Genomic DNA, 14,723 nt, shown 5'->3' on the forward strand with positions numbered 1-14,723 from the left:
GCCATGTGCGTTTGCTGTGGCTGGACACTTCCTTGTCGCGCGGCAAGCGCGTAGGATTGCGCCATGAGTGATCTTTTCGCCCCACAAACCCCTTCGGTCCCTACGGGTGACACCGCGACGCGTCCCTTGGCGGACCGCTTGCGACCAAAGGTGTTGGCCGAGGTGATCGGTCAGGAACAGGTGCTTGGCGCAGATGCTCCGCTTGGTGTGATGCTCGAGTCGGGCTCGCTGTCCTCGATCATTTTTTGGGGCCCTCCTGGCGTCGGGAAAACCACCATCGCCCGACTTCTTGCCCATGAGACCGATCTTGCCTTTGTTCAGATTTCGGCGATTTTTTCTGGAGTCCCAGAACTGCGAAAGGTCTTCGAGTCTGCGAAAATACGCGCGGCAAACGGGCAGGGTACGTTGCTGTTCGTGGACGAGATCCATCGCTTTAACAAAGCGCAGCAGGATGCGTTTTTGCCGCATATGGAAGATGGCACCATCCTGCTTGTTGGCGCCACAACGGAGAACCCGTCTTTCGAGTTGAACGCCGCTGTGCTGTCGCGCTCGCAGGTCATGGTGCTGACACGCCTCAGTGTCGAGGATTTGGCCAAACTCGGAGCCCGTGCCGAGCAAGAGTTGGGCCGCAAGATGCCGCTTGATGAGGGAGCCAAGCGGGCGCTGTGGGAGATGGCTGATGGGGACGGGCGCACGCTCTTGAACCTGATCGAACAGATCATGGCATGGAAAGTGTCGGGTGATCTCGACACCGATGAATTGACCAAACGCCTCATGCGCCGCGCCGCGAAATACGACAAGTCCGGTGACGAGCATTACAATCTGATTTCGGCGCTGCATAAATCGGTGCGCGGCTCTGACCCTGACGCTGCGCTCTACTGGTTCGGGCGAATGTTGGAGGGCGGTGAAGATCCCCGGTATCTCGCCCGTCGTCTGTTGCGCATGTCGGTGGAAGACATCGCGCTTGCCGATCCTCAGGCGCAAACCATTTGCATGACTGCATGGCAAACCTTTGAACGGCTCGGCTCGCCCGAGGGCGAACTGGCCTTGGCGCAGGCGGTCATCTATCTCGCCCTCGCCCCTAAAACCAATGCGGGTTATGTGGCCTATAAGGCCGCGCGGGAGGCCGCGCGCAAAACGGGGTCCGAGCCACCGCCCAAACACATTCTCAACGCGCCCACTAAGCTGATGCAGGAGCAAGGTTACGGCGCAGGCTACGCCTATGACCATGATGCCGAAGACGGGTTTTCAGGGCAGAACTTTTTCCCTGACACCTTGCCGCGCACCCAGTTCTATCATCCCGTTGAACGCGGGTTTGAACGTGATCTGGCCAAGCGGGTGGCCTATTTCCAGAAGCTGCGGGAACAGCGCGAGAGTTGACATCTCGCCCATTGCGACCCAAGACGGGCGGGAAAGGAACCTGACCCATGACGCCTCTTATCCAAGTTGCCATCGGTGGCGCAATCGGCGCTTCGGCCCGTTATTTGACGGGGCTTGGAATGGTGCGTCTTTTGGGAAAAGGATTCCCGTGGGGAACCATCACCGTGAATTTTCTGGGGTCTTTTTTGATGGGGGTGATCGTCGTGGTCCTTGCCCATGAAAACGGCAACAAATTCGCGCCGCTCATCATGACGGGCATACTTGGTGGCTTCACAACCTATTCGGCGTTTTCGCTTGATGCGATAACGATATTCGAGCGCGGCGAGATCGGGTTGGCAGCGGCCTATGTGATCGGCACACTCGTCCTCGCCCTTGGGGGAATTGCCCTCGGACTATACGCTGCCCGGAGTTTTTACGCATGAGCCGTGTCCAGACGATTATCATTGATGACAACCAGCCAGAGCAACGCCTTGATCGGTGGATGCGCAAAGTGTTTCCTCAGGTCAAACAGGGGCAGATTGAAAAGATGTGCCGCAAAGGCGATCTGCGTGTGGATGGCGCAAAAGTGAAATCCAGCACTCGCGTCGGGCCTGGCGCAGAGATTCGCATCCCGCCATTGCCCGACACCAATGTGACCTATGCCAAAGAGGCGACGCGCGTGTCGGACAAAGACGCCGCGATGATGCGTGACTGTGTGCTCTATAAAGATGCCCATCTAATCGTCATCAACAAGCCTGCGGGGCTACCGACGCAAGGCGGCTCCAAACAGACGCGCCACGTCGATGGTCTTTCGGTCGCCTTGCAAGAGGATTTCGCTGAAAAACCGCGCCTCGTGCATCGTCTCGACAAAGACACCTCGGGCGTTTTGGTCCTCGCGCGAACGCCAGCGATGGCAAGCAAGCTGACCGAAGCTTTCCGCCACCGCAACACGCGCAAAATCTATTGGGCGCTCGTTGCGGGCGTTCCCACGCCCTACCTCGGGGAGATCAAATACGGTTTGGTCAAAGCTCGCGGTCGCGGCAAAGGCGGCGAGGGCGAAAAGATGATCGCCGTGCATCCGCGTGAGATTGACAGCACCGAAGGCGCCAAACGCGCTCACACCCATTACGCCACTCTTTACCGAGTGGCGTCACGGGCCTCATGGGTCGCGATGGAGCCGATCACGGGCCGCACGCACCAGCTGCGTGTCCACATGGCCGAAATCGGTCACCCGATCATTGGGGATGGCAAATACGGTGGTTCGGGCCAAGAAAACCTTGGAGACGGATGGGGCGCACAATTGGGGGGAATTATCTCCAAGAAGCTGCACCTGCACGCGCGCTCGTTGACGTTTGAGCACCCCGTCACGCGCAAACCCATCACGGTCACAGCGCCGCTTCCAGAGCATATGGCGCACTCTTGGGACACCTTCGGGTGGAGCGAGGATATCGCCAGTGACGACCCCTTTGAGGACCTGCACTGATGAAACTCGTCATCTTCGACGTTGATGGCACCTTGGTCGACAGCCAAGCGCATATTGTGTCGTCGATGGCGGCTGCATTTGCCGAGGCGGGGCTGCCATGTCCCGACCGTAGTACCTTATTGAGCATCGTAGGCTTGTCTCTGCCTTATGCCTTGGCCGAACTTGCGCCGCAGGCCGAACCCCACACGCTCGAGCGTATGATTGCGGCCTATAAGGACACGTTCAGTGCGATACGTCAGAATGTTGGCGCGCAGGGATTTCCGCTCTATGCGGGGGCCGAAGCCGCGGTGCGGGCTTTGGGTGCGCGAGACGATGTTGCTCTTGCCATTGCAACGGGAAACAGCCGGCGAGGCTTGGACGCGATGATGGCCGATTGGGCGTTTTCGGACCTCTTCGTGAGTGCACAAAGTGCCGACGAACATCCCTCGAAACCCAACCCGTCTATGGTTGCGGCCTGTCTCGCGGATGCGAATGCCTCGGCGGCGGAGACTATTGTTGTGGGCGACACGACATACGATATGGAGATGGCCCGCGCTGCACGTTGCCATGGTCTTGGCGTGCTTTGGGGCTATCACGGCAGAGACGCGCTTATGAGCGCAGGGGCGGCGCGTGTTCTGGATGATTTTGCAGAACTACCTGCGGCACTTGATGAGATTTGGAAGGGTTAGGCACTATGGCGGACTGGGCGGCAAAACGATTTTGGAAAGAGGCGACCGTTGTTCCTGAGGCGGATGGCTTTGCCGTTCATCTCGACGGGCGCCCCGTGCGGACCCCCGCCAAAGCGCCGCTGATCGTGCCAACCCAGACCTTTGCCGAGCTGATCGCTGCGGAATGGGATGCTCAAGAGGGTAAGATTGATCCCGAAACCATGCCCGCGACCCGCAGTGCCAATGCGGCCATTGATCGGGTAGGGCAGGTGCATGGTGAAGTTGTCACAATGATCGCCGATTATGCCGATAGCGATCTTTTGTGCTATCGTGCGGCCTACCCAGAGGCGCTGGTCGAGCGGCAGAAGGCGGCGTGGGACCCGCTACTGGACTGGGTTGCCTCCGAGTTCGATGCCCCGCTCGAGCCGCGTGTCGGAGTGATTCACGTACCGCAACCGCGCAACTCGCTCGACCGCCTTCAAGCCTTGGCCGCTGAAATGTCATCATTTGAACTGGCGGCGTTTCATGATCTCGTGTCCTTGTCGGGCAGTTTTGTCATTGGCCTTGCCGCGACGCGAAATGCCCATCCCATCGAAGCGCTTTGGGCAATTTCGCGCGTCGACGAAATGTTCCAGTCGGAGCAATGGGGTGAAGATGAAGAAGCCGCAGAAGAAGCCGCCATAAAGCGTACGAGTTTTTTGAATGCGCATAAATTTTTCCACGCGATCCAAAATTAGAACAACGCGCCTAAATCCTCGATCTTTTGGACATCTTTTGCGGGAAACGTAGAGTAAACATACGATTTCCTGATAGCGCCCTTGACGATTTGGAATGAATCCTCTCAACTCGACATATTGAAGGGGCAATCGCCCAATTCGATGTCTACACCGACCGCCCGGCGGTTGGAATGAGCGCCACAATAGGCGCAATATCAGGAAGAGGTAAAAATGAAAAAATCAGTATTTCTTAGTGCGCTGACTGTAGCTGGCCTTGCTGCCGGCTCCGCGATGGCTCAGGATGGCGGATCGCCAACACTCGCCGCCGTGAAAGAGCACGGCGCGCTGAAATGTGGCGTGAACACCGGGACACCTGGCTTTGCTGCTCCAGACGCAAATGGCGTTTGGAAAGGCTTCGACATTGATTTCTGCCGTGCTGTGGCATCCGCAATCTTTGGCGACCCAGAAGCCGTTGAATACACTCCGTTGAGCTCCGCCGTGCGCTTCACCGCTTTGTCGTCTGGCGAAATTGATGTTCTTGCACGTAACACGACATGGACATTCACACGCGATGTGGACCTCAAAAACACATTCGTTGGCGTGAACTACTACGATGGTCAGGGCTTCATGGTCCCCAAAGACCTCGGCGTGTCCTCCGCGAAAGAACTCTCTGGCGCAACTGTTTGTATCGAAACAGGGACAACAACAGAGCTTAACCTCGCTGATTACTTCCGCGTGAACGGCATGGAGTACGAACCCGTGCCCGTGGATAGCTTCACCGAAGCACAGACGCAGTTCCTTGCTGGCGCTTGTGATGTCTACACAACAGACGCCTCTGCTTTGGCCTCTTCGCGCTCTTCTTTCGAGAACCCCGAAGGTTACGTGGTTCTGCCTGAAATCATCTCCAAAGAGCCACTTGGCCCGCTTGTTCGTCACGGCGACAGCGCATGGGGCGATATTGTCCGCTGGACTCTCAACGCTATGGTCTCGGCTGAAGAGCTCGGTGTGACTTCCGCAAACGCGGCAGAAATGGCCAAAGGTACAGACAACCCAGAGATCAACCGTCTCTTGGGCGTCGAAGGTGAACTGGGCGCTATGCTCGGTCTCGATAACGACTGGGCACTCAACGTCATCACCCAAGTCGGCAACTATGGCGAAAGCTTCGAGCGCAACATCGGTGAAAGCACACCTATTGGTCTCGCACGCGGCCTGAACGCACAGTGGACCGAAGGTGGTCTGATGTACTCCCCACCTTTCCGCTAAGAACATTGTTATTGAAGGGCGCGGATATTTCGCGCCCTTCTCTCATTGACCTATCCGAATAACAAAAAGATCCCTCACGAACGGTGCAAATGTACCCGTATCGAATGAAGGGCTATCAGGGGAACACAGGGGGCCGTCTCATATGACGACTATGACTGATCCGCCGAACAACGAGAGCTTTCGCCTAAGTCAGCTGATTTACGATACGCGCTATCGCTCGATTACCATTCAGGTGATCGCATTGATCGTGTTTATGGCGTTTGCTGCGTTTGTGGTCCGTAACACGATCATCAACCTCGAAGCACTCGGCAAAGATATAAATTTCAATTTCCTTGGCTCATCCGCCAACTACGACATCAACCAAAGGCTCATCCCGTATGTGTCCTCGGATACGCACTTGCGTGCCGCGGTTGTGGGGCTGTTGAACACGTTGATGATCGCCTTTATGGGCTGCATCCTTGCAACGGTCATCGGGGTCGTTGCGGGCGTGTTGCGCCTGTCCAAAAACTGGCTCACCGCCAAAATAATGACCGTCTATGTCGAGACATTCCGCAACATCCCAGTGTTGTTGTGGATTCTGGCCTTCATGGCGGTTCTCTCAGAAAGCCTACCGCAACCGCGCTCGTTCAAGGGACCGGATGCGGCCTCTTCGATGTGGTTCTGGGACAGTGTCGCCGTAACCAACCGTGGCACCTATGTCCCTGTGCCCGTTTGGGGGTCAGGCTCTGCTATTGTGGTGATCGTCTTCTTGCTGTCGCTGTTGGGCATTTGGGCGTTTTCCAAATTTGCTCTGCGGCGCTTTGAGGCGACGGGTCAAATCCTGCCGACCTTCTGGATTAAGCTGGCGATCTTTTTCGTCCCGTCGCTCTTGGTTTACTTCATCATGGGGCGTCCGATCGGGTTGTCCTATCCCGAGTTCAAGGGCTTCAACTTCACAGGCGGCTTACACCTGCGCAACTCGATGCTCGCGCTCTGGCTCGCTCTGAGCTTCTACACGGGCTCCTACATCGCCGAGATCGTCCGTTCGGGGATCCTTGCGGTTTCCAAGGGGCAAACCGAGGCGGCTTATGCACTGGGCTTGCGTCCGTCACGGACCATGAACCTTGTGATTTTGCCACAGGCGTTGCGCGTCATTATTCCGCCACTCATCTCGCAATATCTGAACCTGACCAAGAACTCCTCGCTTGCGCTCGCGGTGGGGTACATGGACCTTCGTTCGACCCTGGGGGGCACAACGCTCAACACCACGGGCCGTGAGTTGGAATCCATGCTTTTGATGATGTTGATCTACTTGCTTGTTTCGCTGGTCATTTCGTCAAGCATGAACTTCTACAACAAATCTGTGAAGCTGAAGGAGCGGTGAGATGAGCGATACAGCTAAACAACCTGTCGCTTACGTCCGCGACACAATGTTAGAACAAAAGCCCGCTCCGCTATCCCAAATCGGGGCGGTGCGGTGGATCAAAGAGAATCTGTTTTCGGGATGGTTCAATTCCATTCTGACACTCGTCTCGATCTTCGTGGTCTACAAAATACTTGCGGGGACACTTCCGTGGATGTTGGGGGGCGTTTGGTCGGCGGGTAGCCTGTCCGAATGTCGTGACATCCTGAACGCCAAATTCGGCAATACGCATTATGCCTGTTGGGCGGTTTTGACCGAACGTTGGAACCAACTGCTCTACGGTTTTTATCCAAGCACTGAATACTGGCGTGCCAATCTGGCATTCTTTTTGATGCTTTTGGCGATTGCGCCCATTTTGTTTGACGCCTTGCCGCGCAAACTTCTTTGGATATCGGCAGCATTTCCATTCCTCATGGTTTGGCTTGTCTGGGGCGGGACGATCTGGGGCCCCGTTGGTGTTGCTGTTGGCTTTGTCATTGGTGCCCTCGCTATGAAAGCCCTCGTGCGTTTTGGGGACGTCCTCGCGCTGATCGGGGCCGTTGTCGCTGCAATCGTGTGGTGGATGTTTATCGGGCCGTCTGTCGTGGATGCACTCGATGCATCCCTCCCAATAGGTCACTTGAAGGAAGTTGAAAGCCGCGAACTTGGTGGCTTTATGATCTGTGTGATTATCGGTATCGCGGGCATTGCCCTGTCGCTTCCGATTGGTGTGGTTCTCGCCCTCGGACGTCAATCCGACCTGCTGATCGTTAAGGTTATCTGTGTCGGTTTCATCGAGTTCATTCGCGGTGTGCCGTTGATCACCTTGCTGTTTACAGCCTCGCTGATCCTCAACTACTTCTTGCCGCCTAACACCAACTTTGACCTGACCATCCGTGTGATCATCATGGTCACCATGTTCTCCTCTGCCTATATGGCCGAAGTGATCCGTGGTGGCCTCGCGGCTCTCCCCAAGGGCCAGTACGAAGCGGCTGACGCGCTTGGCCTTGACTACTGGAAAGCGCAGCGATTGATCATCATGCCGCAGGCATTGAAAATCTCCATCCCAGGCATCGTGAACACCTTTATCGGGCTGTTCAAGGACACCACGCTCGTGATGTTCATCGGTATCTTCGACATGCTCGGCCTGTCGAACGCCATCCGCGCTAACTCCGCGTGGAATGGGGTTTACTGGGAGCTTTTCATCTTTATCGGACTTGTCTTCTGGGCGAGCTGCTTCGCCATGTCGCAATATTCGCAGTGGTTGGAGCGCAAGCTTCGCACAGATCACCATTAAGAAAGGAGACCTAGAACATGTCTCTCGCACAAGAACGTTCCATCGACCGCAGTCAAATGCAGGTCTCCGACGAAGTCGCGATCCAGATCACCAATATGAATAAGTGGTATGGGGACTTTCACGTCCTGCGCGACATCAATCTCACCGTGAATCAAGGCGAGCGGATCGTAATCGCGGGGCCGTCCGGTTCTGGTAAGTCCACGATGATCCGTTGTATCAACCGCCTTGAGGAGCACCAAAAGGGTCAAATCATCGTCGACGGGATCGAGCTGACGTCTGATCTTAAGAACATCGACAAGATTCGCTCGGAAGTTGGTATGTGCTTTCAGCACTTCAACCTCTTCCCGCATCTGACCATCTTGGAGAACTGCACGCTCGCGCCGATGTGGGTACGCAAAACACCCAAGAAGGAAGCCGAAGCCTTGGCGATGCACTTCCTCGAAAAGGTGAAGATCCCCGAACAGGCCGATAAATACCCTGGTATGCTTTCGGGCGGTCAGCAGCAGCGTGTGGCTATCGCGCGTTCGCTGTGTATGCAGCCGCGTATCATGCTGTTTGATGAGCCCACCTCCGCGCTCGACCCCGAGATGATCAAAGAGGTGCTCGACACCATGATCGAACTTGCGGAAGAGGGCATGACCATGCTGTGCGTGACCCACGAGATGGGCTTTGCCCGTCAGGTTGCGAACCGGGTGATCTTCATGGACCAAGGGCAGATCGTCGAGCAAAACGAACCAGAAGAGTTCTTTAACAATCCGCAATCGGATCGCACAAAACTCTTCCTTAGTCAGATCCTCGGTCACTAACGACCGCGCAAGACATACGATCAAACAAAAGGGCGCTCTACGGGGCGCCCTTTTTACATTCGGAATGTTGGGTGGATTAGTCTTCCAGATCGCGCGGGATGACGAAATCAAGCACGGTATTTTCACCAAACTTTGCATGTGTCCATGTCACCGCATTGACCTCAAACACGGTGGTGGCGCAGGTCGGGTAGCGAACAAAGTCAGGGTGAACGACGGGCTGCGCGGCGAAATGCGAGACGAAATCACCGATTCCGGGATTATGGGCGATCAGGAGAACCGTGTCGCCCTGAGCCTGTGCGAGCGTGCGTAGAATTTGAAAGTCTGGCGCGTGGTAGAGCGCCTTTGTCGATATCTGCGCAGGAACGACTCCTGCGGCGTCTAACACGCGCTCACTGGTCTGCGTGGTGCGCACAGAGGACGAGAGGACGACTGTATCGGGCAGGTAACCCATCTTTGCTAACCATCGCCCCATCGTCGCGGCATTGCGTCGCCCGCGCTCATTGAGAGTGCGCTCGAAGTCGGAAAGTAGCGGATCGTCCCAGCTTGATTTGGCGTGGCGCATTACAATGAGACGAAGAGACATCGACTATCCTGACGTCTTGTTCTGCGGGGTGTCGCGGATCAGTGACCCAGCACCATGCTCGGTGAACAGCTCAAGCAGACAGGCATTGGGCGCACGCCCATCCAGAATGACCACGGCGCGCACACCATCTTTTAGGGCGTCCAGAGCCGTTTGGGTCTTGGGGATCATGCCCCCTGCAATCACGCCGTCTTCGGTCAAGGACCGGATTTGGTCAGAGTTCAGGTAGGTCAGTACCTGTCCGTCGCTACCTTTGACGCCAGACACATCGGTGAGCAACAAGAGGCGGTCGGCGGCTAGTGCCCCCGCGATAGCCCCTGCCGCGGTGTCGCCATTGACGTTGAATGTCTCGCCGTTTTTTCCTGCGCCGAGTGGAGCGATGACGGGAATGAGGTTCTCGTTGCCAAGCTCTCGGATGATACGCGGGTCCATCTCAACAGGAGTGCCGACAAAGCCCAGATCAGGGTTGGTTTGCTCACAGACCATCAGATTGGCGTCTTTGCCGGAGATGCCGACTGCACGGCCGCCTTGGCTGTTGATGGCCTGAACAATACGCTTGTTCACGAGACCTGACAGGACCATTTCGACGACTTCAACCGTGGCCTTGTCAGTGACACGCTTGCCGCCCACAAAGCTGCTTTCGATTCCGAGTTTGTCGAGCATCTGGTTGATCATCGGGCCGCCGCCATGCACGATCACGGGCTTGACGCCGACTTGCTGCATCAACACGACGTCGCGGGCGAAATCTTCCATCGCCTCGTCGGAGCCCATCGCATGGCCTCCGAGTTTGATCACCACGGTTGCTCCCTCATAGCGCTGCAAAAAAGGCAGGGCTTGGGAAAGAGTGCGGGCGGTCGCAATCCAGTCTCTGTTCATATCTTGCTTCTTCATTTCCGTGGCATCCATCGAGAGCGTTGCTCCTCAATACAGCGAAGGGCTATGCCCCTGCAAGCAATGGTGGGTGATCGGAGAACGAGACTGATACGGATCAGATCAGGGTGGCGATCACTGCGCGCAAAACGTCCACGCCCCATCCCTTTTCAGATGATGTCACGATCATTTCGGGGTAGGCGGCGGGGTGCTGCGCGATCTTGGAGCGGACCTGCGCCATGATCTTTTCGCGCTCTGCATCCTTAACCTTATCCGCTTTGGTCATCACGATCTGGAATGTGACGGCGGATTTGTCGAGGCGCGACATGATTTCCTCATCCACGGATTTCACACCATGACGGCTGTCGATGAGGACAAAAGCGCGGCGTAATGTAGCGCGGCCTGACAGGTAGGCTTTGAGCAGGCGTTGCCATTTCTCGACCGTTTTGACGGGCGCTTTGGCGTAGCCATAGCCGGGAAGGTCGACGAGGTAGTGACTGTCGGCACAGGTGAAGAAGTTGATCTCCTGTGTGCGTCCTGGCGTGTTGGACGCGCGGGCAAGTGCCTTGCGACCTGTGAGTGCGTTGATCAGAGAGGATTTCCCCACGTTTGAACGCCCTGCAAAGCAGACCTCAATGCGATCATCGGGCGGCATACCGTCCATTGCGACGACACCTTTGACGAAATCGGTCTCTCCAGCAAACAGCAAACGGCCCTTTTCGAGGGCCGCTGCGTCAGGTTCTACGATGGGAAAAGTGAGTTCCATGCGGTGAGACGCGCCCGTTAGGACGCGTCCTCCTTTTTCTTGAGCCGCAGTGAACTCATGATATTGCCGAGAACTTCAGGCTTGTGCCCGTGGCTGCGCATAATCAGGTACTGCTGCGTGAATGTGATGGTGTTGTTTGCGATCCAGTAAAGCACCAAACCAGAGGCAAAGCTACCGAGCATGAACATGAACACCCATGGCATCCAAGCCATGATCATTTTCTGGCTTGGGTCGGTGGGCGCAGGGTTCAGTTTTTGCTGCAACCACATGGAAATGCCGAGCAGAATTGGCAAAATGCCAAGCGAGAGGATCGCAAAGAGCGAACCGGGTTCTGGTGGGGCAAAAGACAGCAAGCCAAACAGGTTCAGGATGGATGAGGGATCGGGCGCGGAGAGGTCGCGAATCCAGCCAATCCATGGTGCGTGGCGCAATTCGATGGTGACGAAAATCACCTTATAGAGAGAGAAGAACACAGGGATCTGCAAGATCAGGGGCAAACAGCCGGAAGCAGGGTTCACCTTGTTCTTTTTGTACAGCTCCATCATGCCGCGCTGCATTTTTTCGCGGTCGTCACCAGCTTCTTCCTTGAGCTTTTCCATCTCAGGCTGAAGCTCTTTCATCCGTGCCATAGAGACATAGGATTTGTAGGCCAGCGGGAACATGATGCCTTTGATGATCAGCGTCAGAACAATGATCGACCACCCCATGTTGCCAATGATGGCGTTCAGGGCGTGCAGCAGGCGGAAAATCGGCTTGGTGAAGAAGAAGAACCAACCCCAGTCGATCGAATCGACGAAGCGATAGATGCCCGTATCGTCTTGGTAGTGTTTGATCGTTTCCCATTCCTTTGCACCCGCAAAGAGATAGGTGGTGTTTTCGATGGTGGCACCAGGTTCGATCGTCTGAGCGGGCAGGCGGCTCTCGACTTGATAAATCTCTGGATTGGCCACGTATTTCACAACGGAGGTGAAGGGCTGACCTGGTTGCGGAACCAGTGTGGTCATCCAGTTTTTGTCGGTAAAGCCGATCCAACCATTCTCCGCGACATCTTCGACCGAGGCTTGTGCGCCTTCGCGAGCGACCATTTCATAGTCGGCGATGTCTTTGTAATCGGCCTCTTCGAGTGTCTTATCCGTCAGGCGAACGAGACCTTCGTGCAGCACAAAGTAGCGGGACACTTCGGGAGTGCCGTGGCGGGCGACGATACCGTAAGCGGCCATGCGTTTGGCATCCGCGCCAGCGTTTTCGACCGACTGAGTGATGGTGAAGAGGTAGTTTTCGTCAATGGCGATCGTGCGGCGGAAGAGCAGGCCTTTGCCGTTGTTCCATACCAATGTGACGGGAGAGTCGAGGCTAAGGGCCTCGCCGCTCTCAACCGACCATTCGGTATTGGCTCCGGGCACATCGTCGGCCGTCATGTCGCCACCTGGCGCCCAGCCATAAACGGCGTAGTAGGGCGCATCGGAACCGACAGGTGTGAGCAGTGTCACGATTTCGTCGCTATCAAGCTCGACGTTGTAGTCTTTGAGCGAGAGGTCATCAATGCGACCACCGATCAGGGAGATCGAGCCAACAACGCGGTCTGTCTCAATGTCGATGCGCGGCGCATCAGGAATTTGCTCTGCCGTTTGGGTGCTGACGGTTGTCGTGCCGGACACGCTGTCGGCAGATGGTGGTGCGAGTGCAACAGTCCCGTCCGCCGCATTTTGCGCGTCGGTGCCCATTTGAACAACGGGTGCGTTCGGATCTGTGACTGGCTCTGGTGCGGGGAAGAAATAGGTCCACGTGAGCAACACAATCCCGCTGAGCACAACTGCAAGGATCAGATTCTTGTTTTGATCGTCCATTCCGGCCGCCTAATTATTGGAATTCCATCTGCGCAGGTTCAACCTGCCTAGAGCCCAAAGGTCAAGCAGTTTTGCCCAAAACTTGGGGGTTTTGCGGGAAAGTGAACTCATTGATGCGCCTATGTGGCCTGATGCGATGGATCAGCCTGCGCGACGCCCGATCTGTGGCGCGTCTCCGATTTTCTTGAGATGCTGCACAACCCAGTCTTGGACTTGGGATTCTCTAAGGGGGCGGGACACTGAAAAGCCCTGCACATAGCCACAGCCAAGTTGCGCGAGCATGGCGTGTTCGCCCAGAGTTTCGACCCCTTCGGCCAAGGTATCCAACTCCAACCGTTCGGCCATTGTGAGAATGGCGGCAAGCATATCCTGTTGGTTACGGTCCAAATCGCAGCGGGTGACGTAGGAGCGGTCGATTTTGATCCGGTCTACGCAAAAGCGGCGAATATTGGCGATGGAGGCATGCCCCGTGCCATAGTCGTCGAGATCAATGCGACATCCGATGGCCTTAAGGGCGCGAATGTTTCGCGGAATGATGTCATCGTCGGTGGCCGCAATCACGTTTTCCAGAATTTCAATTTCAAGGCGGTCTGGGGTTAACTCAAACCTGTCCAGTTCCCAACTTAGCTTTTCGACAAGTTTGGGATTGGCAAGCTCTGTAGCGGTGAAGTTGACGGAGATCGAGCCAATATGCACTCCGTTTTGGTCCCAGTTCTTGAGCGCTGACATGGCGTGAAAACGTATGACCTCCCCCAACCTTTCCAAAAGTCCCAACTCCTCAATCACGGGGAGAAATTTTGATGGGGGAATGACGCCGTTGTCGGGGTGTTCCCACCGCGCCAGGGCCTCCATTCCTGCGACTTCGCCCGTATCCGTGGAGACCTGAGGCTGAAACCACGGCACGATGTGCCCGTTTTCGAGTGCCATCCCAACCTCATCCGGATCGATACTATGTTCGAGAGGGCGGTGGATGCGGTCGGCCGAATAGGCGCGAATCGACCCAGGGCCATTGTGGATCGCGTCCATAAGCGCGGCTTCAGCGGCATCAAGATAGGCGGCACCCGATTGCGCTGGTGCCCGTCTTGGCGTGCAAAACCCGATGGAGGCGGAGGCGTAGATCTTTGCCGCGTCAATCGAATAGGGCTCGGCCAGAGCGGCCTGAATGCGTGAGGATAACTGGATAAGAGTTTCGAGGTCAGCGCGGCGTACAGGGGCAAGTGCGACAGCAAAACGATTGCCATCAAGTTTTGCGACCACGTCGTGCTCTCGCATGGTATCGCCAATGCGACGGGCCGCTATTTTCAATAGCTTGTCGCTGGTCTCGGTTCCGTAGGAGGCTGTTAGGGCGGCGACATTTTCAATTTCAATCAACAGGCAGGCCGTGGTGCGCCCATTGGCGTCGTGGCGTTCCAAAACGTGATCCAAGGCAACAAGAATGGCAGGGCGCAGCGGTAATCCCGTCAGACCATCAGTTTCAGAGGGGGCGCGTGACCATGTCGTGGCGCCGGTCATGGCGTAGACTGCGGCAGGGAACAAAATCGTTGTAATAATGAGGGCAGTTTCTCCGCCAAGCCAATAGGTCGCGAGGAAAATCGCTGGTAAAAACGCAGCACTTTGAGGGCTGGCGAGCAGACGCTTCACTGTCGCAACGTTTGGAATTTTCACCAGTTGTCTCACGCGGACCACCTCACATGTCGCTTCGTCCCCT

Annotated in this window: 14 protein-coding genes; 9 read left to right on the forward strand and 5 right to left on the reverse strand. The window is 56.1% G+C overall.

Translation table 11 applies throughout. From position 1 onward, the window contains the following. The first annotated feature begins 63 nt into the window (after window positions 1–63). From ACN0TS_RS13240 to ACN0TS_RS13280, 9 genes are all read left to right on the forward strand, one after another. Window positions 64–1,380 carry a replication-associated recombination protein A gene (locus ACN0TS_RS13240; protein WP_417259835.1) on the forward strand — a complete coding sequence of 439 codons (1,317 nt, stop codon included), beginning with the start codon at window positions 64–66 and terminating at the stop codon, window positions 1,378–1,380. A gap of 47 nt (window positions 1,381–1,427) precedes the next feature. Continuing rightward, on the forward strand, window positions 1,428–1,802 hold the full coding sequence (gene crcB, locus ACN0TS_RS13245) for a fluoride efflux transporter CrcB (RefSeq protein ID WP_417259836.1): 375 nt from the start codon (window positions 1,428–1,430) through the stop codon (window positions 1,800–1,802). Next, entirely contained in the window at window positions 1,799–2,842 is a 1,044-nt protein-coding gene (locus ACN0TS_RS13250; RefSeq protein WP_417259837.1) for an RluA family pseudouridine synthase, read from the forward strand. The genes crcB and ACN0TS_RS13250 overlap by 4 nt, the downstream gene beginning before the upstream one ends. Next, complete coding sequence (locus tag ACN0TS_RS13255) at window positions 2,842–3,510, forward strand: HAD-IA family hydrolase (protein WP_417259838.1); 669 nt, start codon at window positions 2,842–2,844, stop codon at window positions 3,508–3,510. Before ACN0TS_RS13250 ends, ACN0TS_RS13255 begins: the two co-directional genes overlap by 1 nt. A gap of 5 nt (window positions 3,511–3,515) precedes the next feature. Next, a complete protein-coding gene (locus ACN0TS_RS13260) occupies window positions 3,516–4,226 on the forward strand; it encodes an ATP12 family chaperone protein (protein WP_417259839.1) in 711 nt (236 codons plus the stop codon). A 210-nt stretch (window positions 4,227–4,436) separates the two neighbouring features. Beyond that, complete coding sequence (locus ACN0TS_RS13265) at window positions 4,437–5,468, forward strand: amino acid ABC transporter substrate-binding protein (protein ID WP_417259840.1); 1,032 nt, start codon at window positions 4,437–4,439, stop codon at window positions 5,466–5,468. Window positions 5,469–5,610: 142 nt separating this feature from the next. After that, window positions 5,611–6,831, forward strand: coding sequence for an amino acid ABC transporter permease (locus ACN0TS_RS13270; RefSeq protein ID WP_417259841.1), 1,221 nt, complete (start codon window positions 5,611–5,613; stop codon window positions 6,829–6,831). 1 nt (window position 6,832) lies between these two features. After that, the gene (locus ACN0TS_RS13275; RefSeq protein WP_417259842.1) at window positions 6,833–8,146 is read left to right on the forward strand and encodes an amino acid ABC transporter permease; all 1,314 of its coding nucleotides are present in this window, start codon (window positions 6,833–6,835) and stop codon (window positions 8,144–8,146) included. 17 nt (window positions 8,147–8,163) lie between these two features. After that, the gene (locus ACN0TS_RS13280) at window positions 8,164–8,952 is read left to right on the forward strand and encodes an amino acid ABC transporter ATP-binding protein (protein ID WP_417259843.1); all 789 of its coding nucleotides are present in this window, start codon (window positions 8,164–8,166) and stop codon (window positions 8,950–8,952) included. A gap of 76 nt (window positions 8,953–9,028) precedes the next feature. Here the strand turns inward: ACN0TS_RS13280 and ACN0TS_RS13285 are convergent, their stop codons facing one another. The 5 genes from ACN0TS_RS13285 to ACN0TS_RS13305 all read right to left on the reverse strand — a co-directional run bounded on the left by ACN0TS_RS13285 (window position 9,029) and on the right by ACN0TS_RS13305 (window position 14,692). Beyond that, a complete protein-coding gene (locus tag ACN0TS_RS13285) occupies window positions 9,029–9,535 on the reverse strand; it encodes a SixA phosphatase family protein (RefSeq protein ID WP_417259844.1) in 507 nt (168 codons plus the stop codon). 3 nt (window positions 9,536–9,538) lie between these two features. Then, window positions 9,539–10,423 carry an acetylglutamate kinase gene (gene argB, locus ACN0TS_RS13290; protein ID WP_417259845.1) on the reverse strand — a complete coding sequence of 295 codons (885 nt, stop codon included), beginning with the start codon at window positions 10,421–10,423 and terminating at the stop codon, window positions 9,539–9,541. Between the two features lie 97 nt (window positions 10,424–10,520). After that, the gene (gene yihA / locus ACN0TS_RS13295; protein ID WP_417259846.1) at window positions 10,521–11,168 is read right to left on the reverse strand and encodes a ribosome biogenesis GTP-binding protein YihA/YsxC; all 648 of its coding nucleotides are present in this window, start codon (window positions 11,166–11,168) and stop codon (window positions 10,521–10,523) included. A 17-nt stretch (window positions 11,169–11,185) separates the two neighbouring features. Next, on the reverse strand, window positions 11,186–13,015 hold the full coding sequence (gene yidC / locus ACN0TS_RS13300; protein ID WP_417259847.1) for a membrane protein insertase YidC: 1,830 nt from the start codon (window positions 13,013–13,015) through the stop codon (window positions 11,186–11,188). Between the two features lie 141 nt (window positions 13,016–13,156). Beyond that, entirely contained in the window at window positions 13,157–14,692 is a 1,536-nt protein-coding gene (locus ACN0TS_RS13305; protein WP_417259848.1) for a putative bifunctional diguanylate cyclase/phosphodiesterase, read from the reverse strand. Window positions 14,693–14,723 lie beyond the last annotated feature (31 nt).

The sequence above is a fragment of the Celeribacter sp. genome, from assembly GCF_048266405.1.
GTDB lineage: Bacteria > Pseudomonadota > Alphaproteobacteria > Rhodobacterales > Rhodobacteraceae > Celeribacter.

What these genes read in the sequence shown, in the direction of transcription:
- ACN0TS_RS13250 (WP_417259837.1), top strand. Translation starts at nt 1,799, where the DNA reads ATGAGCCGTGTCCAGACGATTATCATTGATGACAACCAGCCAGAGCAA.
- argB (WP_417259845.1), bottom strand. Translation starts at nt 10,423, where the DNA reads ATGAAGAAGCAAGATATGAACAGAGACTGGATTGCGACCGCCCGCACT.
- ACN0TS_RS13260 (WP_417259839.1), top strand. Translation starts at nt 3,516, where the DNA reads ATGGCGGACTGGGCGGCAAAACGATTTTGGAAAGAGGCGACCGTTGTT.
- ACN0TS_RS13275 (WP_417259842.1), top strand. Translation starts at nt 6,833, where the DNA reads ATGAGCGATACAGCTAAACAACCTGTCGCTTACGTCCGCGACACAATG.
- ACN0TS_RS13255 (WP_417259838.1), top strand. Translation starts at nt 2,842, where the DNA reads ATGAAACTCGTCATCTTCGACGTTGATGGCACCTTGGTCGACAGCCAA.
- ACN0TS_RS13240 (WP_417259835.1), top strand. Translation starts at nt 64, where the DNA reads ATGAGTGATCTTTTCGCCCCACAAACCCCTTCGGTCCCTACGGGTGAC.
- ACN0TS_RS13265 (WP_417259840.1), top strand. Translation starts at nt 4,437, where the DNA reads ATGAAAAAATCAGTATTTCTTAGTGCGCTGACTGTAGCTGGCCTTGCT.
- ACN0TS_RS13280 (WP_417259843.1), top strand. Translation starts at nt 8,164, where the DNA reads ATGTCTCTCGCACAAGAACGTTCCATCGACCGCAGTCAAATGCAGGTC.
- ACN0TS_RS13285 (WP_417259844.1), bottom strand. Translation starts at nt 9,535, where the DNA reads ATGTCTCTTCGTCTCATTGTAATGCGCCACGCCAAATCAAGCTGGGAC.
- crcB (WP_417259836.1), top strand. Translation starts at nt 1,428, where the DNA reads ATGACGCCTCTTATCCAAGTTGCCATCGGTGGCGCAATCGGCGCTTCG.
- yihA (WP_417259846.1), bottom strand. Translation starts at nt 11,168, where the DNA reads ATGGAACTCACTTTTCCCATCGTAGAACCTGACGCAGCGGCCCTCGAA.
- ACN0TS_RS13270 (WP_417259841.1), top strand. Translation starts at nt 5,611, where the DNA reads ATGACGACTATGACTGATCCGCCGAACAACGAGAGCTTTCGCCTAAGT.
- yidC (WP_417259847.1), bottom strand. Translation starts at nt 13,015, where the DNA reads ATGGACGATCAAAACAAGAATCTGATCCTTGCAGTTGTGCTCAGCGGG.